Annotated in this window: 24 protein-coding genes and 1 tRNA gene; 9 read left to right on the forward strand and 16 right to left on the reverse strand. The window is 63.1% G+C overall.

Going from position 1 to position 23,456, the window contains the following annotated elements:
* Positions 1-186: 186 nt before the first annotated feature.
* The 3 genes from ND450_RS31485 to ND450_RS31495 all read right to left on the reverse strand — a co-directional run bounded on the left by ND450_RS31485 (position 187) and on the right by ND450_RS31495 (position 3,418).
* Complete coding sequence (locus ND450_RS31485; protein WP_253322039.1) at positions 187-978, reverse strand: hypothetical protein; 792 nt, start codon at positions 976-978, stop codon at positions 187-189.
* A 54-nt stretch (positions 979-1,032) separates the two neighbouring features.
* Positions 1,033-1,605, reverse strand: a complete 573-nt coding sequence (locus ND450_RS31490) for a hypothetical protein (RefSeq protein ID WP_253322040.1) — start codon at positions 1,603-1,605, stop codon at positions 1,033-1,035.
* Positions 1,606-1,702: 97 nt separating this feature from the next.
* The gene (locus ND450_RS31495) at positions 1,703-3,418 is read right to left on the reverse strand and encodes a bifunctional UDP-sugar hydrolase/5'-nucleotidase (protein WP_253322041.1); all 1,716 of its coding nucleotides are present in this window, start codon (positions 3,416-3,418) and stop codon (positions 1,703-1,705) included.
* Positions 3,419-3,583: 165 nt separating this feature from the next.
* Here ND450_RS31495 and ND450_RS31500 point away from each other — a divergent pair, with 165 nt between their 5' ends.
* The gene (locus tag ND450_RS31500) at positions 3,584-4,015 is read left to right on the forward strand and encodes a MarR family winged helix-turn-helix transcriptional regulator (protein ID WP_253328049.1); all 432 of its coding nucleotides are present in this window, start codon (positions 3,584-3,586) and stop codon (positions 4,013-4,015) included.
* 28 nt (positions 4,016-4,043) lie between these two features.
* Positions 4,044-4,128, forward strand: a tRNA-Ser gene (locus ND450_RS31505).
* A gap of 76 nt (positions 4,129-4,204) precedes the next feature.
* Here the strand turns inward: ND450_RS31505 and ND450_RS31510 are convergent.
* From ND450_RS31510 to ND450_RS31540, 7 genes are all read right to left on the reverse strand, one after another.
* Positions 4,205-5,404 (reverse strand): site-specific integrase, encoded by a 1,200-nt coding sequence (locus ND450_RS31510; protein ID WP_253322042.1) that lies wholly within the window; start codon positions 5,402-5,404, stop codon positions 4,205-4,207.
* Positions 5,405-5,481: 77 nt separating this feature from the next.
* Positions 5,482-5,661 carry a helix-turn-helix domain-containing protein gene (locus ND450_RS31515; protein WP_253322043.1) on the reverse strand — a complete coding sequence of 60 codons (180 nt, stop codon included), beginning with the start codon at positions 5,659-5,661 and terminating at the stop codon, positions 5,482-5,484.
* Positions 5,662-5,679: 18 nt separating this feature from the next.
* Complete coding sequence (locus tag ND450_RS31520; RefSeq protein WP_253328050.1) at positions 5,680-7,230, reverse strand: replication initiator; 1,551 nt, start codon at positions 7,228-7,230, stop codon at positions 5,680-5,682.
* A gap of 56 nt (positions 7,231-7,286) precedes the next feature.
* Positions 7,287-8,636, reverse strand: coding sequence for an FtsK/SpoIIIE domain-containing protein (locus tag ND450_RS31525; protein ID WP_371927451.1), 1,350 nt, complete (start codon positions 8,634-8,636; stop codon positions 7,287-7,289).
* Between the two features lie 110 nt (positions 8,637-8,746).
* Positions 8,747-8,965 (reverse strand): hypothetical protein, encoded by a 219-nt coding sequence (locus tag ND450_RS31530; protein WP_253322045.1) that lies wholly within the window; start codon positions 8,963-8,965, stop codon positions 8,747-8,749.
* 407 nt (positions 8,966-9,372) lie between these two features.
* On the reverse strand, positions 9,373-9,645 hold the full coding sequence (locus ND450_RS31535; RefSeq protein ID WP_253322046.1) for a hypothetical protein: 273 nt from the start codon (positions 9,643-9,645) through the stop codon (positions 9,373-9,375).
* 268 nt (positions 9,646-9,913) lie between these two features.
* Positions 9,914-10,390: a hypothetical protein gene (locus ND450_RS31540; RefSeq protein ID WP_253322047.1), complete on the reverse strand. Its 477-nt coding sequence runs from the start codon at positions 10,388-10,390 to the stop codon at positions 9,914-9,916.
* Between the two features lie 249 nt (positions 10,391-10,639).
* Here ND450_RS31540 and ND450_RS31545 point away from each other — a divergent pair, with 249 nt between their 5' ends.
* Together ND450_RS31545 and ND450_RS31550 are read left to right on the forward strand one after the other, a co-directional pair.
* Positions 10,640-11,446, forward strand: coding sequence for a GntR family transcriptional regulator (locus ND450_RS31545; protein ID WP_253328051.1), 807 nt, complete (start codon positions 10,640-10,642; stop codon positions 11,444-11,446).
* A gap of 47 nt (positions 11,447-11,493) precedes the next feature.
* A complete protein-coding gene (locus ND450_RS31550; RefSeq protein ID WP_253322048.1) occupies positions 11,494-12,165 on the forward strand; it encodes an HAD family hydrolase in 672 nt (223 codons plus the stop codon).
* A gap of 8 nt (positions 12,166-12,173) precedes the next feature.
* Here the strand turns inward: ND450_RS31550 and ND450_RS31555 are convergent, their stop codons facing one another.
* Positions 12,174-13,193 (reverse strand): hypothetical protein, encoded by a 1,020-nt coding sequence (locus tag ND450_RS31555; protein WP_253322049.1) that lies wholly within the window; start codon positions 13,191-13,193, stop codon positions 12,174-12,176.
* Between the two features lie 422 nt (positions 13,194-13,615).
* Here ND450_RS31555 and ND450_RS31560 point away from each other — a divergent pair, with 422 nt between their 5' ends.
* From ND450_RS31560 to ND450_RS31570, 3 genes are read left to right on the forward strand one after another with little or no spacing between them, the layout of a single operon-like run.
* A complete protein-coding gene (locus tag ND450_RS31560) occupies positions 13,616-15,727 on the forward strand; it encodes an ATP-binding protein (RefSeq protein ID WP_253322050.1) in 2,112 nt (703 codons plus the stop codon).
* Between the two features lie 35 nt (positions 15,728-15,762).
* Positions 15,763-16,440 (forward strand): hypothetical protein, encoded by a 678-nt coding sequence (locus ND450_RS31565; RefSeq protein ID WP_253322051.1) that lies wholly within the window; start codon positions 15,763-15,765, stop codon positions 16,438-16,440.
* A complete protein-coding gene (locus tag ND450_RS31570; RefSeq protein WP_253322052.1) occupies positions 16,430-17,494 on the forward strand; it encodes a ComEC/Rec2 family competence protein in 1,065 nt (354 codons plus the stop codon). The genes ND450_RS31565 and ND450_RS31570 overlap by 11 nt, the downstream gene beginning before the upstream one ends.
* A 42-nt stretch (positions 17,495-17,536) precedes the next feature.
* Here the strand turns inward: ND450_RS31570 and ND450_RS31575 are convergent, their stop codons facing one another.
* The 5 genes from ND450_RS31575 to ND450_RS31595 all read right to left on the reverse strand — a co-directional run bounded on the left by ND450_RS31575 (position 17,537) and on the right by ND450_RS31595 (position 22,103).
* Positions 17,537-19,321, reverse strand: coding sequence for an IS481 family transposase (locus ND450_RS31575; RefSeq protein ID WP_371927794.1), 1,785 nt, complete (start codon positions 19,319-19,321; stop codon positions 17,537-17,539).
* A gap of 797 nt (positions 19,322-20,118) precedes the next feature.
* Positions 20,119-20,301, reverse strand: a complete 183-nt coding sequence (locus ND450_RS31580; protein WP_253322054.1) for a DUF397 domain-containing protein — start codon at positions 20,299-20,301, stop codon at positions 20,119-20,121.
* 2 nt (positions 20,302-20,303) lie between these two features.
* Positions 20,304-21,176, reverse strand: coding sequence for a helix-turn-helix transcriptional regulator (locus ND450_RS31585; protein WP_253322055.1), 873 nt, complete (start codon positions 21,174-21,176; stop codon positions 20,304-20,306).
* Positions 21,177-21,192: 16 nt separating this feature from the next.
* Positions 21,193-21,717, reverse strand: a complete 525-nt coding sequence (locus ND450_RS31590) for a DUF6879 family protein (protein WP_253322056.1) — start codon at positions 21,715-21,717, stop codon at positions 21,193-21,195.
* Positions 21,717-22,103, reverse strand: coding sequence for a hypothetical protein (locus ND450_RS31595; protein WP_253322057.1), 387 nt, complete (start codon positions 22,101-22,103; stop codon positions 21,717-21,719). Before ND450_RS31595 ends, ND450_RS31590 begins: the two co-directional genes overlap by 1 nt.
* A gap of 41 nt (positions 22,104-22,144) precedes the next feature.
* Here ND450_RS31595 and ND450_RS31600 point away from each other — a divergent pair, with 41 nt between their 5' ends.
* Together ND450_RS31600 and ND450_RS31605 are read left to right on the forward strand one after the other, a co-directional pair.
* Positions 22,145-22,573, forward strand: coding sequence for a hypothetical protein (locus ND450_RS31600; protein WP_253322058.1), 429 nt, complete (start codon positions 22,145-22,147; stop codon positions 22,571-22,573).
* Positions 22,574-22,823: 250 nt separating this feature from the next.
* Entirely contained in the window at positions 22,824-23,213 is a 390-nt protein-coding gene (locus ND450_RS31605; protein ID WP_253322059.1) for a hypothetical protein, read from the forward strand.
* Positions 23,214-23,456 lie beyond the last annotated feature (243 nt).

Genomic DNA, 23,456 nt, shown 5'->3' on the forward strand with positions numbered 1-23,456 from the left:
TCATTCACCTTCCGGTTGCCAGCTCGTTATCGACTATGCGCTTGATCAGCCCATTTCTCAACACCTCACGCCAAACCTGAATTGGTGAAGTCGGACGGGTGACCTGCGGAGATCGACAGTGCAGACAGCAATCGCCCGGTGAGAGGAGCTCTCACCGGGCGATTGGGAAAAATGTTCAGGAATTGATCAGGAGTTCGTCGACGTGCGGCGCGCGCCACGACGGGCCATCACGCCCGCGGTCATCAGGCCGAGGCCTGCCAGGAGGAACTCGAGCGGGTCGGCGCCGGTCCTCGACAGGTTCGGGACGACCGCCGCGACCTGCTGCGAGGAGGCCTTGTTGCCGGTCTGCGGGGTGCCGGCACCGGAGTCGTCGCCCGTGTCGCCGCCACCGGAGTTGTCGCCGTTGTTGCCGCCGCCGGGGTTGCCGTTGCCCGGGGCCTCGTTGCCGGGGTTGCCGTTGCCGGGGTTCTCGCCCGGGTTGCCACCGGGGTTCTCGCCGGGGTTCTCTCCCGGCTGCTCCGGCTGCTCCGGCTGCTCGGGCTGTTCCGGCTGCTCGGGGGCCTCGCTCTTGCCGCAGTCGCCGCTCGCGGTGCCGAGCACGCCCGCCGCGGTGCCGCAGACGGTGATGGGGGCCTCGACGGTGCCGTTGGCCTGCTCCGGCTTGGTCTCACCGCAGCTGCCCGTGCCGCCGCCCGCGACGCCGACCGAGTTGCCGCACACCGTGACGGGCGCGGAGACCAGGGCCTTGTCGGCCTGGGTGCGCGCCGCGGGCTTCTCCTCGCAGGTGGCGTCGCTGTTGCCCAGCACGTTGATCGCGTTGCCGCAAACCTTGACCGGGACGCTCACGAGGTTGCCGACGCGGACCTCGTCGTCGATGTTCAGCGGCACCGGGACGGCCTGGGCCCACCCGGCGGTCGCGACCAGCAGGCCGCCGGTGAGCAGTGCGGCGGACATGGTGCGGTTGACGTTCTTGCGCATGGCTGTTCTCCCTGAAAAGTGACTGGTCCCTGTGCTCCTGCGTGGCGCTTGGGGTCAGTCGGGGGAGAACGTCGGCTCCTCCGCGCGCACGGTGTGCGGCACGTCCTGCTGTTCCGGGCTGATGGGAGACGCTGTGGCGGCGGGCGGCCTCGGCACGTGCGGCAGCGTGCCCGCCGGGATCTGGTTGCTCGTGCCCGACCCCGCGCCGCTCTGCGGGAGCGTGCCGGGGACCGGCTGCTCGGCCTGCGGTTGCGGCTGCTGCGGTGCGGGTTCGGGGTTCGTGGGGTGCGTCGTCGGCGGCGGCGCGGGCTGCGGCGGTGTGTGCAGCTGCTGCTGTTGCGGCACCTCGGGCCGTGCGGGCGCTTCCACCTGGGTGGCCACCGGTTGCGGTTCGGCGGGAGGTGCCGGCGGCTCGACGCGCGGATCGGGCTTCGGCGGAACCGGCGCTTCCGGCTGGTCCGGCGCGACTCCGATCTCGAGGCCGACGTCGACGACGGGGAGTTCCAGCTCGATCTTCAGCTGGTCGATCTCGACCCGGACGTCGGCGTTCGCCTGACCTGCGCCGCCCAGCAACCAGGCACCGGTCACCAGACCGGCGAGCAGCAGGAGCCGACGCAACCAGGACATCGGCCCTCACCCTAGATCAAATGGAGCAACGGGGCACACGAAAAAGGCCATCCCGGCGACTTCTGTCGCCGGGATGGCCTACAGCCGTGCCGCGGGACTACGGCTGCTGCGTGATGCGGTCGAGCGCGGGAGGCGCCTGGTTCGGGTGCGCCGCCAGGTAGGCGGAGAACGCGTCCAGGTCGATGCCACCACCGGTGATGCTCGTGCCCTTGGTGAACTCGCTGAAGCCGTCACCACCGCCCTGCAGGAAGCTGTTGATCGTCACGCGGTAGCTCGCGTTCGGGTCGAGCGGCGCGCCGTTGAGCGTGACGTTCGAGACCTTCGAGCCGAACGGGGCCGAGGCGGACCACGTGTACTTCAGGCCGGACGACGGCTGGAGCACGAACTGCCGTGCCGCGGTGAACTGCTGCTCCAGCGCGGCCTTGATGTTCGTACCGGTCAGCGTGACCGTCTGCAGGATGTTGCCGAACGGCTGGACGGTGAACGCCTCGCCGTAGGTGACCACGCCGTTGCCCTCGCCGGCGGGCGAGCTGGCGTAGGTGAGGTCCGCGCGCACACCACCGGGGTTCATCAGCGCGAGCACCGCGCCGTTGCCCTTGGTGGCCTCGAGCTGCGAGTCGGCGATCAGGTTGCCGAGCGGCGACTCACCGGCGACGTTCTGCGCGCGCAGGATGTCCGCGGCGATCGTGCCGACCTGCTTGTTCGCGATCGGGCCCGACTTCTGCTTGGCGAGGTCGATGATCGACTGGATCTGCGGGTCCGGCGTGACCGTGCGGGTGACGATCTTGTTGTCGGCCTTGGTCTCGCCGCGGATGACGTCGCGCGTCCGGCGGTCGATCTTGAGGTCGACGACGCTGAGCTCACGCCCGAAGGCCAGGCCCTCGATGAACGGCCGCGGGTTGCCCGCCGGGTCCTTGACCACGCAGTTGTAGTGCTGGTGGCTGTGGCCGGAGAAGACCGCGTCGATCTTCGGGCTGACGTTGGTCGCGATGTAGCTGCCGGGGTTGTTGGCGGCGACGTTGCACGCGTTGGGGCCGCCACCGGACGAGGTGACCTGGTCGCCCTGGTGCACGAGCAGCACGATCGACTTCACGCCGATGGCGTCGAGGAGGTTGGCGTACTTGTTGGCCGCCTTGACCTCGTCACCGAACTTGAGGTCCTTGATGCCGTTCGGGTCGACCAGGATCGGCACGTCCTTGAGCGGCATGCCGATGAAGCCGATCGGGATCCCGTCGCGGATCTCCACCCAGAACGGCGGCAGGGCCGGCAGCCCGGACTTGGCGAGCGTGACGTTCGCACCGAGGATGGGGAAGTTCGCGCCCTTGTACTTGTCGCTGAACTGGCACCCGTCCACCGGGTGGCAGCCACCACGCTGGATGCGCAGGAGCTCCTTGTAGCCCTCGTCGAACTCGTGGTTGCCCGCCGCGGTCGTGTCCATGCCGACCTTGTTGAGCACCTCGATCGTCGGCTCGTCGTGGAACAGCGCCGACACGATCGGGCTGGCACCGATCAGGTCGCCCTGCCCGACGATGACGGAGTTCTTGACCTCGCTCTGGAGGTTCTTGATGTGCGTCGCGTTGAACGCGGCACCACCGGCGTCGACGGTCGTGCCGTCCGGCAGGATGACGCGCCCGGACGACCCGGTGGGCGGCTCGATGTTGCCGTGCAGGTCGTTGATGCCGATCAGGCGCACGTCAACCGTGCCCCGACCGCGCAGTGACTGGACATCGGCCTGGGCAGGCCCGGTAGCGCTGATGACAGTGGCCGCGGCGGCGGTGATCGCCAGAACGGAAAGCCGTCTGAACGAACTCATGGATTGGAGCCTTTCCAAGGCGTGGTTAACGCGCGTGTACGGCGGAGGAGTCTGCCTTCCGGACGCCGCGTTTTCCAGAGGAACGACAGGATCGTCATCGTCGGGCTTAGTCTTGTTCTCGTGACATCGAGTGAGCAGGAGCCGCACTGGCTCGACGAGGGTGAGATGCGCGCGTGGCGCACCTACGTGAACGGATCCTCCATGCTCATGGACCGCCTGCACCGAGAACTGCAGGACGCGCACGGGGTGTCACTGGCGGACTACGAGATCCTGGTCCGCCTGTCGGAGCAGCCGGACAACCGCATGCGCATGACCCAGCTCGCCGAGGACGTCGCCTCGTCCAAGTCGCGCGTCTCACACCAGGTCGCCCGCATGGAGAAGGCCGGGCTCGTGTCGCGGCGGGAGTGCACGGAGGACGGGCGCGGGGTGCTGGCGGAGCTGACCGATGCCGGTCTGGCGCAGCTCGTCGCCGCTGCTCCCACGCACCTGCGCGGGGTGCGGGAGCACATCGTGGATCTTCTGACTCCGGAGGAGGGGGAGGTGCTGGCCAAGGTGTTCGACCGGGTCACGACACACCTTCGGGAGTCGAACAGCTAGGCTTTGACTCCGACGCTCCTGGCGTCCTGGAAGCGTGGCAGAGCGGCCGAATGCACCCGCCTTGAAAGCGGGAGACGGGCAACCGTCCGGGGGTTCAAATCCCTCCGCTTCCGCAGTTCAGAGGGGGTGTGACCGGCCGTTCAGGCTGGTCACACCCCCTCTGATGTAGCAACGGGTGTAGCAACGCCTTCAGCCCAGCTCGTCCGTGAGCCGCTTCAAAGCCTCCCGCTTGTCCTCAAGGGAGACGGCCGCGTAGATCATCATCGTCACCTCGATGTTCGAGTGACCGACGATGTCCCGGACGATGTGCGGCGGAACGCCGAGCCTCAGCAGCAGCGTCACGCACGAGTGCCGGATGTCGTGGAAGCGCACCTCATCGAGGCCGGCACGCTTCCGGATCGGGTACCAGCTCGACCGGAGGTAGGTCGGATCGATCGGCCCGCCGAGGACCGTCGTGAAGATCAGCCCCGACTCTTCCCACCGGTCCCCCGCAGCCTCGGCTTCGTCGTCCTGGAGGTCCCAGTGATCGACGAGTGCCCAGGCGACGAGCAGCGGCAACGGCATGACCCGCTCCGACCGGTCCGTCTTCGGCGGGACGAACACGAGCTTCGTACCGACCCGCTGAAGCGTCTGGCGGATCTGCAACGTCGGTGCGTACTCCTCCGCGCAGTCTTCGCAGAAGTCGTCCGTGTGCTCAGCGCAGGGCTCGTCCCACCCGTCCCAATCGATGTCCTTCCACCTCAGGCCGAGCAGTTCGCCGCGCCGCATTCCGAGGTAGAGCGCCAGCACGTACAGGGCCTTCAGCCTGTCATTCTCCGCCGCCTTGAGCAGCGCCTTTGCCTGATCAGCGGTCAGGCCCCGGTTGACGTCATATCGGGGCGACCTGACCTGAACGAGCCGGGCGACGTTTCGCGGAATGATCTCCTCCCGCATCGCGTGCGCCAATGCATTCCGCAACACCGCGTGAATCTGCTGAATGGTCCGGTCGGAGAGAACCGTCTTGCAGCACCTCCCCTTGGCACAGCAACGACGAGCATCCTTCGGCCGGTTGGCGTCGATCTTCTCCGCGCAGCACCGGCAGTCGTTCCGGAGCCGCGTGATGAACGTCCGAACGTCCTGAGCCGACAACCGGTGGAGCTTCTTCGCCCCGAGGTTGGGCACCAGGTGCCGCCGCACCACCACGCCGTACCCCTCGACCGTCCGAGGCCTCTTCGTCGCGGCCACAGTGGACAGCCAGTACTTGAGATAGCTCTCCAGCGTCCACGTCTCCGCAGCTACAGGAATGCCGGCGTCCGAGTCGGCGATCTTCTTCCGGAGCTTCTTCCAGGCCTCCGACTCCGTAGTTGCCGAAACAGTGACGCGCTTGCGATGCCCGGTCGTGGTGAGCACGTAGGCCGCACCGATCCACAGCCCGTCCTTCCGCTGGTAGACCGAGCCCTCACCGTTGGACCGCTTGCCGCCCGCCATCACGCCGCCTCAGCGATCAGCCGGGACACGTAGTCCTGGACCGACCGCGCAGGAACCCGACGGCTCCCACCGATCTTGACCGAGGTCAGCTCACCGGCCCTGATCAAGTCGAACACCTTCGTCCGACCCACCCGAAGGGCACGAGCAACTTCCTCGACGCGGTACACCATGTCGTCCATCTCTTCCCCCTTGGTTGATCAGGCCGCAGTTGCCGAAAGATCTGGAGGCCCAGCCGCGAGCAGTGCGCGGTCGTATTCGGCCTTCCACGTCACGCGTTGGGCGATGGCGTGCATGAGCAGGTGCGCCCGTGGTGGCACGTTCGGATCACCGGGCCGGACCTTGTGCCAGACGAGCCGTGTTGGGTCCTTCTCGGGCTTCTCGATCCCGACGGCCTTGAGCGCCTGGAGGACGAAGTGCTTCCGGTCGGCTTTGTGGTCCGCGAGCGTCTTCCCCGACCACTTGCGAGACACCAGAACCCGCCGCCCCGGCAGCCCGAGCGTGGCCCTGCGGTGAGCCCGCCCCTTGCACCGTCCCGGGCTCATGCGGGAGTTGGCACCTCGAGGCATGACGCCGTAGAGCAGCCAATTCGCGCATCGATCCGAGCACGGCGTGACGGCCAGCTCGTCAGCCAAGCGGTCCGCGTGCCGACGTTGCCGTTCGGTGTCCTGCTCGACCACCTCACCGATGGACTTCGTGAGGTACTTCGTCAGGTAGCCAATGTGCCGGCCAGCTTCCTCAGACCCACCGAGGATGCCCTTGGAGTGCACCTGACGCCCGAAGCGCGCCACGTGCGCCGGTTCCTCGACCTCCGCGTCTTCCCAGGTGGTCAAGGCCCTTCGAGTGTCCGGGTCGACGAACGCCTTGGCATCGAAGTCCCAGACCGGCAGCCGGTCGACGTAGACGCGTTCGTCGTGGTTGGGCCACCACACCTGGTGGTAGGTGGCGGCCGTGACCAGGCGAATCAGCTCGTGTGGGATCGAACCGCGGAGTGCTGCGTGCAGGTGCGGAGCGGCGCGTTTCTGCGGCTCGACCGTGGCGAAGTACTGGACGTCCCAGCCGACGACCCGCCGCAGGTTCTGCCACCACCGGTCCACGAGGCTTGCGAAGTGGACCGCGTCCCGTGCCGCACGCCGGTAGTCGTACGTGTCCGGGTCCACAGGCGTGCCGTCGTCGCGCACCTTGCCGTAGGTGTCGAGGGTGAGCGTGACGAACATCGAGGGACGGAAGGCTCCCGCGAACTCCCGTCCCACGGTCCGTTTCTCCACACGCCGCCGAGGCAGGTCCGGCGCATCCTGCCGACGCTTCGTCGAGCGCTTCACGGGCCGCTTGCCGGGGTCGTCCGGAGAGGGCAGGCGACCACGGACGCCGAGTTGCCGAAGTTCTTCGTCGACGCTGTGGATCTCCTCCCGCAGCTCGTCAGCCTCAGCCGAGTTGCCCTCCTCCTTGAAGGCCTTGAAGAGATCCGCGCGGTACTCCAGCAGCTCCGTCTGGTCCTTTGTGGCCGGTTCAGGGGTGAAGTCAGGCTCAACCTCCATGTGCCAGCCCTCACGGCACTGAGCCATCCGCAACGCCTTGGCCTTCTTCGCACAGGGCGCACAGACGCTCTCGACCGTCGAGCCGCACGGGACCGCGACGTACCGGACCTCGTAGGACTCGTGGTCCTCGACTTCCATCGTGAACGGCCGGACGCACACCCCGTGCTGCTCAGCAGCAGCCTTGGTGACGTCGAGCGCGGCAGGCTGCCTCATCCGTTGCGCGCGGGTCTGGCCTGCAACGTCGCCGGGGAACGTGGTGACGTTCGTGCTCACGCGGCCTCCCTCTTGTCGTGGCTTGTGGGGAACTCGTGGACGGTTGCCGGGGCGAGGAACAGCCCGAGCTCGACCAGGTCTGCATCCGTCACGTGGAAGGCCCGAGCCCGGTCCGGTTCGCGCTGCCCGTCCTCCTTGAGCCAGGCGACACCGGGCGTGTTCTCGCTGATCTCATGAGCCGCCGCACCGCGTTGGCGAACGCCGTCGCCCAGGACCATGTCCACCTGGATCGGCTCGTCGAGGCGCAGCGCCACACGGGTCGTGAACAGGTGCCGGAAGCTCACGACCTCCTTGCGCGGGTCCTGCACCAGCGCCACGGTCGCGACACCGGGAGCCCGTCCCTGCGAGCTGATCGTCTGCACCGCGCGCGATGCGCGTTCCCGAAGCTGCTTGTCCTGCTGGTAGGCGATCAGGTCCGCCAGTTCATCGACCACCAGGACCGTGAACGGCTCCCCAGCACTACGGGTCCACAGACGACGAACGCCCCGGTACCGCGAAGCGCGAGCCTTGACCTCCGTCGCTATCTCCTCCAGCAGCTCGACCGCGTCCGGCCCGTTGTCGTAGACGACCTTCGCGAAGGCGTCCGGGCACTGGCCCAGCTCCATCCCGCCCTTGGGGTCGATGCCGACGAGGCGAACCAGGCCGGCGCGAATCGCGGGGGCGAGCTGCCAGACGATCGACCAGAGCACCGAGCCCTTACCCGCGCCAGGCACACCGACCACGAGCACCTGTGAGCCGAGGAGCTTCAACCGCCAGGGCCGACCAGTCTCCGTGACCCCGATGACCAGCCGTTTCAGGTCCACGTCCGCGGAGTCATCAAGCGGCGGAACGCTCACCGGCCGAGCGAGCGGATCAGCGTGGATGAAGTCGAGTTCGAGCAGCCGAGGCTTCAACATCCGCACCCGGCAGGACCGAGCGTTGAACGAGTGCGCCAGGTTGTCCCGCCGCGCTTCCCACTGCTCTGGAGACTGCGCCGGGATCATCCGAACCCGCACCTTGTCCCGCCAGCCTTCAGCCCGGACGCGCCGCAGCTCAGGCCGGTACTCCTTGCCACGATGTTCCTTGGCCAGGTCCGCCAGCCGCACGACCGTCCGCCACTTCGGCACGTAGACCGTGGCCCGCCGCCACTCGGTGAGGACGCGGTACCAGCAGTGCCGCAGGAACGACGGCCGGTGCAGCCCGGACCAAATGGCCAGGCCAGCGACGAGCGTGAGCAGCGCCAGGACGAGTGGCGAGAGCCCGAACTCCCGATAGGCCACGAGCCCAACGACCACCAGACCGGCCACGACCGGGTACCGCAGCGCGACGAGGACCAGGCGGACGCCGAGCCACACCGCGAAGCCCACTAGGACGAACGGCAGGGCGATGACCTTCGCCCACCGTGGAAGCCATATCCACCAGGGAAAGCGCGGCCGAGCTCCCTCGAACGGGGCCGGGTCTACCCACTTCGTCCCGCTCATGCCGCCACGCCCAAGCACGAGATGCAGCGGAACACCATGCCCATGCTCGGGATGAACCCAACGGGGCGGAACGCGCTCAACCCGTTGCCGCACAGCCGCTTGCACGTCAGGCACTCGAACCCCTCAGCCCGAGCCTGGGTGAGTTCGAGGCTCACCAGTTCGCCGCCGTCGACCATCACCGTGTAGGTGTCGACGGCTTGCAGACGGCCCACCATCGCGGCGAACCGATCCTGTCGACTTGACGCGCCCCAGGTGCGCGCAGATACCCTATGCATGACTCGAATCCCCTTGTTTCGCAACGATTTCACGGTCGTTCGAGTCGGTGTACGTCGCCGGAGACAGTCGAGGCCCGCCAAGACTTGGACTGTTTCCGCGCGACACACACCAACGCGGTTTGTTCAGTTGTGGATCAGCTCTGAGCGAGCTTCTTCGCGAGCGCCCTGCACCAGGAGCAGAGCGGCCGTCTCTCCGTCTTGCGGAACCACCCGCCACCCAGACACCGCGAGCAGTTCCGGTACTCCATCCGAACCCGCCCGGTCACCGGGTGCGTGGCAGTCAGGTTCAGGCGGTACATCAACCGAGCCAGCAAGCGAGACCTCACCGGCACCACCGCCTCGCACGGCTAGCCGCGCTCCACCAGCGGCGCAGGGGTGTTGCCGACCCAGCCAGCACCCTTGGACGGTTCGAGGACCGCAGCCAACAGACCGGCGTGCTGCGACAGCGTCCGCAGGAACGCCGCCAACTGCTCCCGACCGTCAGGCCCATCCGGCACGTGGATAGCGATCTGCGCCGGATCGAGGTTCAGCCGCAAGCAGTGCTCCGCAGCGTCCGAGCCAGGCCACGCCACGATGTCCGCCGAGGCCGCAGGTCCAGGCGAGATCATGAGCTTCAACATCACGACTCCTCCCCAGAACGGGACTGTTCAAGCCGCGCGCGACGCTCGAACTCCTCAGCGGCGATGGAGCAGGCGTGACGAGCCCACAGCGGCACCGCCAGATCAGCGGCCAAGATCCGCCACGCCTCCGCCACCGCGGAGTAGCCCAGAGCCAGACGAAGAAGTGCCTGCTTGTCTCCCGTGCGGGAGGCCGCGAACAGTGCTGCCGTCTGCTCCGCATACGCGGTGTTCCACCGGGCGACCGCCTCACGCGACGGCCGCGCCACTGTTAGGCCGCCGACTTCTGATCGGTCTGACCCTGCTGACCTGCAGGCTTGTTCTCACGCTTGGGCGGAGTACCGACCTGAGGCGAGGCAAGACCCGTGGCCCGGATCGTGAAGCCCTGGTACTTGAACCGGTCACCCATGACGCGCGGCTCGACAGTCAGCCCCTCGAACGCGACCGGCCGGACCTCAACGCCGGGCATGACCTGCACGGCCTGAGGCGGGACAGGCTGGACATCCGCGAGCACAGTGATCGTGACCGACGCATCCCGCTCCTTCTCCGCAGACGGATCGGTGACGACGACCTTCCACTGCCTCTTGCCGGACCGCTCGTCCACCTTCTGCTTGGCCTGCTTCCCGCGCGCCTTGTCCTCGTTGCTCATGTACTCCATATCCGGAGCAACCACGCCGACCATCAGCGCGCCCTGCGGAAAGACCTGGTCAAACGACGCCTCGAAGCGAGTGCCGTACGGAACCGCCATGTCTGCAACCTCCCTAGCCCTGCTAGGCCGTATGTACGACCTAGACAAGTTACAAGCTAGCTAGGTTGTCTAGCCAGGTCAAGCGGAGCTGCGAAATCACTCGGTTGAGCTAGCTCGCTAGGCGGGCTAGACGACTGTTTGTGGCGGTCTGTAGCGTCTTTGTAGCGATCCAATTAGGCACAATTAGGCAGTAGTTAGACGCTTGGAGGAGCTGTGGCTCTCGACCCCGACGACCCGCGACCGCCGTACATGCAGGTCGCGAACGCGCTTCGGGCGGCCATCCTCACCAAGGTGTTCAAGGCCGGCGACAAGCTGCCGTCACGTGCCGAACTGGCGAAGAAGTACGAAGTCGCACCCATGACCGTTCAGAACGCGCTGCGGGAGCTGCGCGACGAGGGCCTGATCGTCTCACGACAGGGCAGCGGCGTCTTCGTCCGCGAGCGCACCGAACGTCCCGTAGGCCTCCGGCCACACATCGAGCGAGCGTTCGAGGCTGAGCGCGTGTCCATCGACTTCGCCGGCTTCTCCGGCGAGACGTTGCAAGGCGTCATGCAGGAACCGCTAGACAAGATCCGCATCGGCCGACTGACGCCCGCCTCGATCAGCATCCGGATGCTCGTTCCGGACACATCTCAACCTTGGGCGATCCCGTGCCAGGTCGACGACTTGCAGGACAGCCCAGGCTTCCGCAAGCGCATGGACGAGATCATGCGCCGCCACACTCTCGCGATCGTGGACAGCGTTCAGGAGCTCGGGGACCTCGGCCTGGTCAAGGACGTCTCGGTCGAGATCAAGGTCCACCGCGCCGCACCGCTGTTCAAGCTCTACCTGCTCAACAACGAGGAAGCCTTCTTTGGCTTCTACCCGGTCCGCGAGCATGTGATTCGCTTCGACGGTGAGCCCAAGCCGATCTACGACTTGGTAGGCAAGGAAGCCATCCTCTTCCACCACAGCGTTACCGACGACGACACCAGTACCGGAAGCCAGTACGTCGAGCAGGCCCGCATGTGGTTTGACTCGATGTGGGACACGGTCTCCGTGGAGCATCAGCGATGACTGCGCGCCCGGAGCCCGAAAACGCTCCCGACTCACTCCGTGACCTCATGTCTGAGGCTGACGGACTGCTTCTGGACTTCGACGGTCCGGTCTGCTCGGTCTTTGCAGGGTTTCCAGCAAACGTGGTTGCCGGACAGCTTCGCGAAATTCTTGCAGAGGGTGGACATTCATCGCTTCCGGCGGATATCGAGAACACCGGAGATCCGTTCGATGTATTTCGGTACGCTTCGAACCTAAGCGAGGATGACGCTCGTTATGTGGAAGCAGCTCTGCAGGCACACGAGGTCGAAGCAGTAAAGTCTGCACAACCAAACCCTGGCGGACATGAACTAATTCACATCTGGTCAGAAACAGGCCGCAAGATTGCCATTGTCAGCAACAACTCCACTGCTGCAGTCCGTTCGTATCTCGAAAAATATGGGCTCCTGGAAAAAATTGACGAGATAGTTAGCCGCACCAGCTTCAATGCGATACTGCTAAAGCCAGCACCGCACCTGGTAATTAATGCTGTTGCGGCCCTGAAAGTACGAGCACAAAATTCTGTTCTGATTGGCGATTCGCCATCAGATATGATTGCCGCGCGTCGCGCTTCGGTACACGCGATAGGTTATGCTAACAAACCTGAAAAATTGCGCTTGCTCACCGATTCGGGTGCTGCCGCAGTAATACGCGAAATGGAAACAGCTTGTGCGGCGGTCAATCTTGGAAAGCGGAGTTAGCAGCAATTCTACTTACCCGCCCACGGAAGCGAACGAACCGCCGTAACCGTTAGATGCCTGCACCTTATCCTTTCGTCAAGGAAATTCGTTGTCGCAGCGCTTCCAAGGATACGCAATAGCTTTCTATAGGGGCCCGGGCGAGTTCCGAGCGCTTTAAGCGTAATCAAGTGGTTGTCGACCGCCACTTCCCTATCGCCAAGGACGAGCACGCCCGCGATGCGTCCTCCACCACCAGCCATCTCTCCAGGACGAGAAGTTCGACGCACAACCACAAACGGTGGCTTTATCAGCTTTCCCGCAAATCTTCTCTCCCGATCAATTGTTGTCATCTCCGTAGCTTTGCCAAGATCGCGCGCCGTCAGATAAGGGACCAGAGGACCGTCGTGCGGATCTCTATTATCTACCACTGTTCCAACGCGAACATCAAAAACTTCGCCGATGACTTTCGTTGCTTCGCCTTTTGGCCACCACATTGCGGACGCAGCATCTGATTGCTGCCCTGCAGCTTGGAGATAAAATACGTCTACATCGGTATGGGAATCGAAGATTCCATGCCGGTCGACACGCTCGACCTTAACCAAGCTCTCTATGTGTGAGCGCCACGCGCGATAGCGACTCCCGCTTCGAAGCACATCAGGAAGAATAGCCGTTACTTGACCGCCAGCACGGATGCATTCTGCAGCCGCAGCCATAAAAACCGCTGCCTGCGATGTCTTACCAGTTGACCATGTCGGCTGACCTGAGCCATCATCGAGCCCAAATGGAGGATTCAGCAAGATGTGCCCATAAAACCTTCGTGAGGCATTCAAAGCGGCTAGCCCATCACCCGTATGCAGTCGTCCAAAAGACCGTCTCCATACCGTCGGCGGCACCAAAGTTTGGTCACCACGCCGATGGTGACGTTCCAGTGCGGCGATAACAAGCCGAAGTCTTGCACTCTGAACAAAAGCGGCATGAATGTCATGCCCACGAAGTTGCTTGGACCAAGATCGCAATGTCGCCTCCACTGACTGGGCCAGCGGAAGCACTGCGGCGGCACCTAGGAGAAGGTCGCCGGCTCCACAGGTCGGGTCCCAATACCCGGCGACAGGTGGTGGAGTCGCGGCTAGCAAGTCATCGAACTTGGTCCTCGCTGTCCCACTCGTGAAGAAGGCACCCCAGTCACGCCGGAGATCTCTTGGCACAAGTGCCCGAAGCTCTGCAGCGGCACGGCCGTTCAGAGCCGCACTGACGTCGTCCTCCACTGGTGCCCAAACGCCTCGGGCTAGGTCACCTGCCAACACGTCTAGCTCACGGGTGTAGCGAAGGTACGAAGCTGCGCTCACATCACGTCCCTGTCCTGCCAACGAGCTAAGCCTAGGCTGTAGTAGACCAGCGGCGCTACCATTCTGCAGCATGGGGCCGAGCGCTGAAAGCCAGCACAGGTAGGTTCGACCTGGAGGGGCAGACCATGAGGCGTCACCTACGTTTCGCGCCTGAAGTGCTATCTCGCCTGGGCGAAGAGTTGATCCCGCATCCCGACCTGGGCGTCATCGAGCTTGTGCGAAACGCGTATGACGCTGATGCCAAATATTGTTCCGTCCAGCTAAACGAAGCATCTGAAAAAGGCGGCGTCTTGATCGTCGAAGACGATGGGGACGGCATGACAGCAGAAGACATATACGACAGTTTTCTGCTGATCGGCAAATCAAAGAAGACGTCCTCTCCACTCACGCAGGAGGGGCGATATAAAGTTGGCGAAAAAGGGCTAGGGCGATTGGCCGCTCTCCGCCTAGGTGAAAAGGTTGAGTTGTTCACTCGCCCCCGCAGCCAGCCAGGAACTGCGTACCGCCTAAGCATCGATTGGGCTCAATATGATTCCGTGCTAGCTGTTGAAGATGTTCAACTGACAGTGGTTTCGGAAAGTACTGATAAGAAGCACGGCACTACCGTCAAGGTAGAGAACCTACGTCAGAAATTTACGACAACAGACGTGGAGCGCCTTGCTAGATCTCTTCTTCTCCTGACTGGACCGTTTCAAGACTCCGCAAACTTCCGCGCAGACCTGAATGCACCAGAATTTCGCAGGATGGCAGAAGCGGTCAATCTCGGCTTCCTGGATGAGTACGACTATAAAATTGAAGCCGTTCTAGATAACGAAGGTCAGGCCTCAGCGCGTCTATTCAACTGGCGCGGAGAAGAGATCGCAGCCGGAGATCACTCGAAGGTCGCAGTTTCTAGGCGAGGTCGCGGACGTAAGCGTTCAGATGTACCAATACGTTTTGAAGCGCCGGCCGCCACGTTTGATCTATGGTGGACTCTTCTATCTGGCAATGCCTTCAAAGCACGTGAGTCACGGCGCAGCGTTGATCAGGTTCGGCAGTGGCTAACGCATGTCGGTGGAGTACATTTCTACCACCGCGGGCTGCGCGTGCACCCATACGGCGATCCCGGAAATGACTGGCTCGAAATGAACCTTCGTCGTTCTGCCAGCCCGGAGCGACGCCCATCAACAAACAACTCAGTCGGACGACTGAAAACAAATGATGACGGACAAGCCCTACTTCCAAAAACTGACAGGACAGGGTTTGTCGAAAATCTTGCATTTCTTCAACTGCAGGAGTTCTCTTCCTGCGTTCTCGATTGGGCAACGTCAAAAATACTAGAGTTTCGCGAGGAAGAAAGAACACAAGCACCCCCGAAAACTCGTGAACGGATGCATGAAGCGGAAAAGAGGCTGAACCAGGTAGTCAAGGCTCTTCCTCCTCAGTATCGGCCTATCGTTGAGCAGGAACTGAAGACCTTTCAAGATGAAGCTAGCGAGCATGTCGCCGCGATAGAGTCGAATCTCCTGCTGTATCGCACACTCAGCACTCTGGGAACTAGCACTGCGGTCTTTGCGCATGAAAGTCTTGGCCCTGCGGGCAGGCTTTCACGAATACTAGACGTACTTCGCCGACGAACCCAAGCGCATGTCGATGAAGCTACTTTTCGAACGCAGTTTGCTGACTTGCTGGACCGAGTGCAAAGAGCGGCCGACTCCGTCCAGACCTTCGCTCGGCTTCCCCTGAGAATCTTGCAGCGACAAAAACGGTCAGTCAGTGATGTAGACGTAAACGCTGTCTGCAGAGAAATAGTCGATCTCTTCAAGACATTCCTAGACGAGCGTCAAATTGCTGTTCAGTTGAATCTACTCCCCGGCGCAATAACTGTTCGAACAACAGTATCCGACATCGAAGCTATTCTTGCCAATCTCGTGACCAACTCCGCGCACGCACTACTGAGAGAAGATGCTCCTAGTAGGCAACGAGTCATTCGAATCGAAACACAGATGGTCGACAGGCGCCTCAAACTCTCGGTCGATGACTCCGGCCCAGGCATAGTCGATATTCCGCTGAACGAGATATGGCTGCCAGGCCGGACGTCTCGAACCGATGGAACCGGCCTCGGGCTAACTATTGTTCGAGACATCGTTGCTGATCTTCGTGGTAACTATTCTGCCGCCGCAAATGGCGACATCGGTGGGGCTCACTTTGAGATCGTCATCAACGCTCGCCATCAAAATGGATCGGGTACTGCGTGATGACAACTTTAACAATACTTCCTCCAAGTTCACGCGTGGCAGTTGTAGACGATGACGAGGAAGAGGCGTGGACCACAAGTTTGCTGCTGGAGCAAGCTGGCTTCGTACCCGTACAAATCGTTCCAACTGAAGCAGAGATTACCGGAACCCTGACACGAATAAAGCAGGATTGCGTCGCCGCTGTTTGCGACCATCGCCTAAACGCTGGCTCGAAAGCTAGATTCTTTGGTGCTGAACTTGTTTACAAGACCAATAAACAACTTGGCCTTCCTGCTGTTCTTTACACTACCTTCGCCGGTACCGATCAAAGTACCTCCATAAGGCGATGGAAGGCTGGAATACCTTGCGTTGTCGACAAAACCGATAACGACTCAACCGTCTTGGAACGCGCCCTGGAAACAACTATGGCTGAGCTTCAGGGGCATGTACCCCGCGTTCGCCGCGCTCATCCAGCGGTCGTGGAAGTCCTCGCAGTAAGGCAGGATAGAGAAACTCCTGCAGTCGAAGCAATTGTCCCCGCCTGGCGAATGTCTACTGCAGTTGATATTCCTCTAGACCTGATTCTAAGTGACCTCAGTGTGCCGCCGTTAGAATTGGAAGGGCTATGGCTGACGGCGGAAGTAAACTGCCACGCTGAACAATCCTCAGACTTGTTCTTCAAGAACTTTGAGATCGCTCCCGAGTTGCCGGAGGAGTGGAAAAATGGCAACTGAGGCTCGGGAGATGGCCAGCCCTCAGTCAACTCCGGACGTCGACACGTCGAATATTGCGGAGATCGTCATCCTTGATGTCGGTCACGGAAACTGTGCACTCTTGAGAGACAATGATCGGGCGATAGTCATAGATGCTGCGCCTGGCGTCACGCTTTTCGATGAATTGGAACGTTCGGGTATCCGCCGCATCGAACATCTAGTCCTTTCTCACGCCGACTTGGATCATATGGGTGGCGCGATAAAGCTACTTTGGGATCTGAGTATCCCTATCGGAACTGTTTGGTACAACCCCGATGGAACAAAGTCGTCGAAAGCCTGGCAAAGGTTCGCCCGCCAGATGAGCATTCGCGCTAAGGCAGGCGACCTTAAAGCCAATCTAGCGATAAACAACATGGTTGGCGATTCGCTGTCAATGGGACGTGTAGGGATTGAGGTTCTGCATCCCTCTATTGAGTTTGCGACCCTCGGTCAAACCTCATACTCTCGCATTGGTGGCGCCATAACAAGCAACACACTTTCGGTAGTGGTGCGCGTGAGTCTCGGTGGGCGCCCTGCCGTTCTCTTAACCGCCGACATTGATAATCAAGCGTTCGAGCACATACTTACGCAGTCACTTGACCTGAGGTCTGAGGTGTTAGTTTTTCCTCATCACGGCGGCAGATCTGGCGCACCTGGCAAGCAGTTTGCAGCTGCGGTCTGTCAAGCTGTCGAGCCAAAGGTTGTTATTTTTTCTCTTGGTCGGGGGAAACACTCGACTCCGGATCCAGATATCGTTTCTGGGGTGCGCGAGTCAGCATCAGGACCACACATCGCGTGTACGCAGCTTTCGGAATCTTGCCGTTCAGGAAGTTCGACTTCGGGTGACACTCACTTGAGTTTAAGGTCGGCTGCAGGCCGTGCTGCAGGAAAGTGTTGTGCTGGCACAATAACGGTGACTCTTAGCGATGATGGCATCGTCATAGATCCGCCTATTGCTCGCCATGAGGAGTTCGTGCAGCTTGCAGTGCCAACGCCGCTTTGTAAACCACGATGTCGGGCTTCAGGTGATGGTTGACGATTCGGCTTCACCTGATCCTTGACGTCGGACCTAGCCAATCTAGTGGTGCTGGGCGCGCTTGTGCGTGACGACGAGGGTGGTCGTGCGGGGTGCGGTGACCAGCAGGTGTGGGCCGTCGTGGACGTGGATGGTGGTCTCGTCGATCGTCACCGCCAGGACTTTCCGGGCGTGGTTGCGGCCGACCTGGACGCGTTGGCGGGCGATCATGATGCCGCCGCTGCTGGAGACGATCCGCTCGACCGTGACCGGTGTTGCCGCTGGTGGGACGGGTGGTGGCCCGGCTGGTCGGGCGCCGCGGAGATAGGCGACGGACCTGGTCGTGAGCGGGCTCGGAACTGAGCGGAGCAGGGTGCGGTCGGCGTGGTCGAGCACCGCCATCAGGCCGGCGTCGAAGCGCAGGATCACTCGTCGCCCGGCCAGCGGGAAGCCGACGCTGACCGCCTTGTTGGCCAGGCCGACGCAGCCGGCGGCGTTGACGGTGCGCTCGACCTCGATCACCGGGCTGGCCGGCAGCTCGGCGGGCGCGTCGGTCGTGATGACGCGGGCGTGCTGGGTGTGCACGAGCGCGTGCAAGTCGGAGGCCGCGAGCTTGGAGCCGACGGTTTTGATCAGCACTCCGGCGAGGAACACCCGCAGATAGGTGGTGCAGATCCGGAGAACGATCGGGGTTCCGGCGCGGTCTGGGCCGAGCCAGATCTGCTGGCCTTTGACTTGCAGGTTGCCCGAGGCCGGGACGGTCTTGTCCAGCTCGACCGTGATCGGCGCAGCCTGTGGTGAGGGTCCCATGTGCTTGAGCCGCAACAGGTTCAGCGGCATCCGGGCGTCCTCGATCTTCGGCTCGGGTTCGTCGGGGCCGTCGATGAGGTCGAGTTCGGCGGGCAGCACCAGCGGCAGATTCTCGTCGGCCGGTGCGGGGGTGAACCGGTCGATCGGGATGCGCATGTCGAGTGATTGGTGGGGCCGGTCGATGTTGTATTCGGTGATCCAGGTGTCGATCGCCGCTTGAGCCGCGAGGACCGAAGCGAACGGTTCGTGGTCGTCCAATAGTTCGCGGCGGAAGGTGCCGTGGAACCGTTCGATCTTGCCCGTGGTGGTCGGTGATCGGACGGCGGTGAGCCGGTGGGTGATGCCGTTCTCGCGGCAGATCCGGTCGAATAACACCTCACCCGCGCGTGGTCCGCCGAACTTGCCGGTGAACTGCTTTCCGTTGTCGGTCAACACTTCCAGCGGAACCCCGTAGCGTTTCAACGCCTGCGCGAACGCCGTGCAGACAGCCCTGCCTGTGGCGCGGAGAACAACGGCGGCGCAGACGATGAACCGGGAGTGGTCATCGATGCCGGTGACGACTTTGATCTCGGTGCCGTCCGCGAGGAAGACGCCGCCCATGATGTCGAACTGCCAGAGCTGCATCGGCTCCGAACGTTCCCACCGCGTGTAGTCGGAGCGTTTCCGCTTGCGCGACAACGGTTCCAGCAACCCGGCCCGGATCAGCACCCGATAGACCGTCGACCGCGACGGCAGCGGGGTGACGTCCCGGCGCTCGAGTTCGTGCACCAGCCTGCGCGGGCCCCACGAGGGATGGGTGCGCCGCAGTTCGCAGACCAGGGCTTCCACGTCGACGTCGACCTGGTGCGGGCAGGTCTTGGGCCGGTGCGACCGGTCGGCCAGACCCGCGAGACCGTCGGATCGGTACCGCTTGACCCAGGCGTGCACGGATTGCCGTGAGACCCGGTATCTGCCTGCGACTTCGGTGACCGGGACGCCTGCCAGGACTTCCATCACCGCGTGATAGCGCTGTTCGACCACACTGAGCTCCACCAGCATCAGGCCCAGGCCCTCCACCTCGAACGGCGATATCGAGGCGATCAAACCTGTGACCAGCGGTGTCAAGCATCAGGTGAAGCCAACGTGTCAAGCATCAGCCGAAACACGACATTTGTAAACCACGATAGATGCCGAACTTGGCTCTATGGGATCAAGGCGCGCCGCCGCCGGCGGCGCGCACGGGGCCCGTCACGTTGGCACCGGCTCCCCATCCATCCCGGCACGCCGGGCTCCCGCTTCGCTCCGCCCGTCGGCCGTGCGGCGCGGCCGGCGTCCACCCACGGCAGCACGCCACCGACGGCGACGCGCAGGAGCTCCCAGCACCCAGGCGTCAGGACGATCGCGCGATCCAGGACCTGACCGAGCCGGGCACGGCGATCGACGCCCGCCGACGCTCCGCGTCATCGGCCACCGGACATGCCAAAGCCGCCCCACCGAGGACCAGCGGGACGGGACAGCTACCAGGCGAGCCACCAGGACGAGGTGTAGCTACGGGTGTAGCAACGGTCCGGGACGGGTTGGGACGGGACAGCACCCCTGACCAGCCAAGACCAACAACTGCGGACTACTCCGAACGAGCCCGGACAGCCGGATGCAGCCTTGAAAGCGGGAGACGGGCAACCGTCCGGGGGTTCAAATCCCTCCGCTTCCGCTCAGGGCCTTTGAACTGCCGAAACGCAGCGCAGAGGCACTCCGCGCAGTGCACGGCTGGGCGTGCACAGCGCGCCCAGTGCACACGCTCTCGTCGTTTTCGACGAAGAGCGACCCACGCTAGTGCGTGGCACAGACCGGGAGCCCTATGCGGATGACCGCGACGACCTCAAGAAGGCGGCCCACGCGTCTGGCCCGACCTCAAGCAGGTTGAGCGCCGAGCCCTTGGAGTCGCGAACGCGGACACCCTTCGGGGCGAACGCGACCTCGACGCACTGCTCTGGGTTGCCGACGCTGTAACTCGACTTGCGGAACTGCATCTGTTCCATGGTTACTTCCCCTCCTGCGGCGGAATGTGGTCCGTCTGGGCGGCGGCTGATGCCGCCTCCGCGCAGCGGACGAGGATCTTGCGCGCCTTGTCTCCCTCTGCCGCGACGGTCCATAGCTGGTCCATCAGGCGGTTGTAGGTCTCAAGGTCGGCAGGTGACTCCGTGTTGATCTCGGTGTCAACGGTCTCGATCAGTACCCGATCGCCGACGATCCAGAAGCCGTTCGGTGGCACCGTTGGAAGTCTCGTCCCCAAGGGGATGATGCCGAATCGCACGCGAAGGCCGAGTAGCGTGAGCAACCGGTCGATCTGCGCGACCATCACCTCGGGTGGACACACGTAGTACATCAGGGCCGACTCACATATGAGCAGTTCAATGCTCTTTGCGCTGTCGTAGAGCGCCCGCTGCCGCTCGATACGAATGCTCACGGCCTCGTCGGTGTCCATCGGCGTCTGCTGGAACTGTGCAGCGCTGATGAAGATGTGGCGGGCGTACTCGGCGATCTGCACCAGCCCTGGCACGACGATCAGCTCGAACACACGGATGGTCGAGACGCTGCTTTCGATCTGCTTGCTGTAGGCCTGCCTGTCGGCGTGGCCCTTGTGGAGTTGGTGCTTCCACGAAGCGCGGTCGATCTCGATCTCGCGGAGCCACTCGCGCATCCGCTCGACTTCTGGCTCCGACGCCTCGACAGCGGTCATCCAGTCGAGGACGTCGGAGTCAGTCGGGTCCTGCCGGGTGTTCTCGATCTTGGAGACCTTCGACGCGTGCCATCCGCAACGCTCGGCGAGCTGCTTGCCGTTGAGTCCGGCCTTCTTGCGGACACGGATCAGCTCGTTGGCGAACGCGATCCGGCGATCGTCTGGCGTGCTCACGGTCTCCTCGTTGTGGCTAGGTCTTGGCGAAATCGTCGAAAGGCACTGCGGTTGTCCAAGCAATATTGCGCCAGGAGTTATACCGCGCCACCGTAGCGGGTTCCGTCACGATCTCCGCTCCTGTCAGGCCGTCAGAACCGAACTGGAGTACGGCGACCTGGACCTCATCGAAGATCCAGAAGTCGTGCTCTGGCAGCCCAAGTTCTCGTGCCAGGTCATCCGGCAGGAGCCGGATGACCTCACCTGCCTCGACGTTGGCCGGGGTGACTTCCATCTGCCACCGCAGGTACTCGGTCAACGGATCGGTGACCTTTCGAACGCGCTGAAACACCCTGCCGGCCTGGGTAGCTGCCCGGACATCGTCAAGCCAAGAACGCAACCAGTCGAGGTCTTCAAGGACCGGTATGCCATCGCGCCACCTCTGCCACGGCTCAACCTCGTCCGCTTGGCGATACGTTTCCTGGGCCTCCCATCGCCAGGCCGAGTGCTGAAAGCTGCGGAAGAGGTCGCCGAACGCTGCCGGGCTGATCAGGTCTGGCATCAGACTCCCATCGGCGCGAGGTTCAGTGAACCGACCGTGATCTCGATAAGCGTCTCGGTGTCCGGCAGGCCCCGCTCGCGAGCAGTCGCAAGGGCATCGGCGTCGGTGACCTTGTCACCTTGCACGACGCAGGTGCCTCGGCCGGTTTCGTACAGGTGCGGGTACGAGGCGTTGTTGATCGTGATCGGGGCAAAGTCGAGCAACTCGACCGGGATCTCGATGAGCGTCTCGGTGTCGAGCATGTTCCGGTTGCCGGCTGCGGCGAGGGCGTCGGGGTCGCTCACCTTGTACCCCTGCACGACGTAGGTACCTCGATCGGTCTCATACAGGTTCGGGCACGAGCCGCTGTTGCTCGTGGTGCCGAGGAACTTCAGTCGCATGATCATCTCCCAAGATTGCGCACGTATCAGCATGGTGTTGCGCAATCGTGCCCGTCGTCAACGGCAAACCGGGCGAACTGCGTGTTCAACTCTCGCTCTCCGTAGTCACCGGGTCAGCCAACCGGAGTATATGTGCGCAATATTGCTCAAATTGCTTGCATTTGGTCGCGTTGGTTCGAGATGGTGGATGGGCGGAACTGGCGCGGACTCCCCGACTTACGCGCCAGTTCCGTGCTCCACCGGTCGAGGTCGAACTGAAGACGGTGCATCGGACCGCGGCCATCGGCAACACGGATCAAGAACAGGAGGTGACGACCCATGAGCGTCAGGATGGCGAGGTCGTTGTCGCGGTCCTGGCAGGCCTGATGTTCGTTGCGCGCTTGGTGTTTGTGCTTGACCAGGCAAAGCGTGACAAGCATGTTGCGGCACTGCGCCGAGGACGGCTGCGACGATTCACCCAGGTGTGCAACGCATGACGCGCGCTGGCTTTGACGTGTTGCCCCTGCTCGACCACCACGGCCGCTACGACGGGCTGCTGTTCCGGCGGTGGCCCAATGGCCGGCCATACCTCGACGTTGCGGTCTTCTTCAGCAAAGGCCTGGGGTTGCATCTCGGCTGCCGCCTGGGCCGGACCGGTCCGCGCCGTTCAGCCTCGTTGAAACCCTCTGGCCAGCCCGACGACGTCCGCCTCGCTGGCCGTCGGGTTGGAGCGCCGCACCATCGCCGATGACGGGCCTGCTTCCCGACCAAGAACTTGAGCCGTGCCGGCTGCCCTTGGCGCCGCCGGTTCACCCGATGCACCAACTCGACCTTGCGCAGAACGGAGTTGCGACGATGGCTGTCAACGCACTGGTCTTCACCGGCTCGTTCGTCTTGTTCATGCTGCTGCTGGCGGGAATCTGCCTTCCCTGGTTCTTCGTCACGATGCACGGTCAGCACGCAGATGCTGACGAGGGCGCCCTTACGGTCGCCATGTTGGAGAGCCAGCTCGACGACGAGGTGCGGGAACTTATCGAGTCGCCCATGTTGTTCGCACCACGACATGGGTTGTTGTTCGAGCCATCTCAGCAGATAGAGCAGCCGGTATGGACACCGCCCGAGCTGCTTGCGGCGTAGGACATGGCTACCCCGATTGGCGACATCGACCGCTGGCACAACGCGTCGATCAAGGACAGGGACTCTCACCGGGCAAAGTCGATTGCCGATGGAGTGGTCACGCCGAAGTGTGACCGGGAGCCGTTCGTGCCGATCAGCTCACCGGCGAAGCCGACCGATCCGGAGCACGCATGTCCCGCCTGCCTCGCCAAAGAGCGCGGCCGTTGATCTGAACTCCGGAATGTCCACCCACGGGAGAGGCTG

It is taken from the genome of Lentzea sp. HUAS12, from assembly GCF_024125735.1.
Classification (GTDB): domain Bacteria; phylum Actinomycetota; class Actinomycetes; order Mycobacteriales; family Pseudonocardiaceae; genus Lentzea; species Lentzea albida.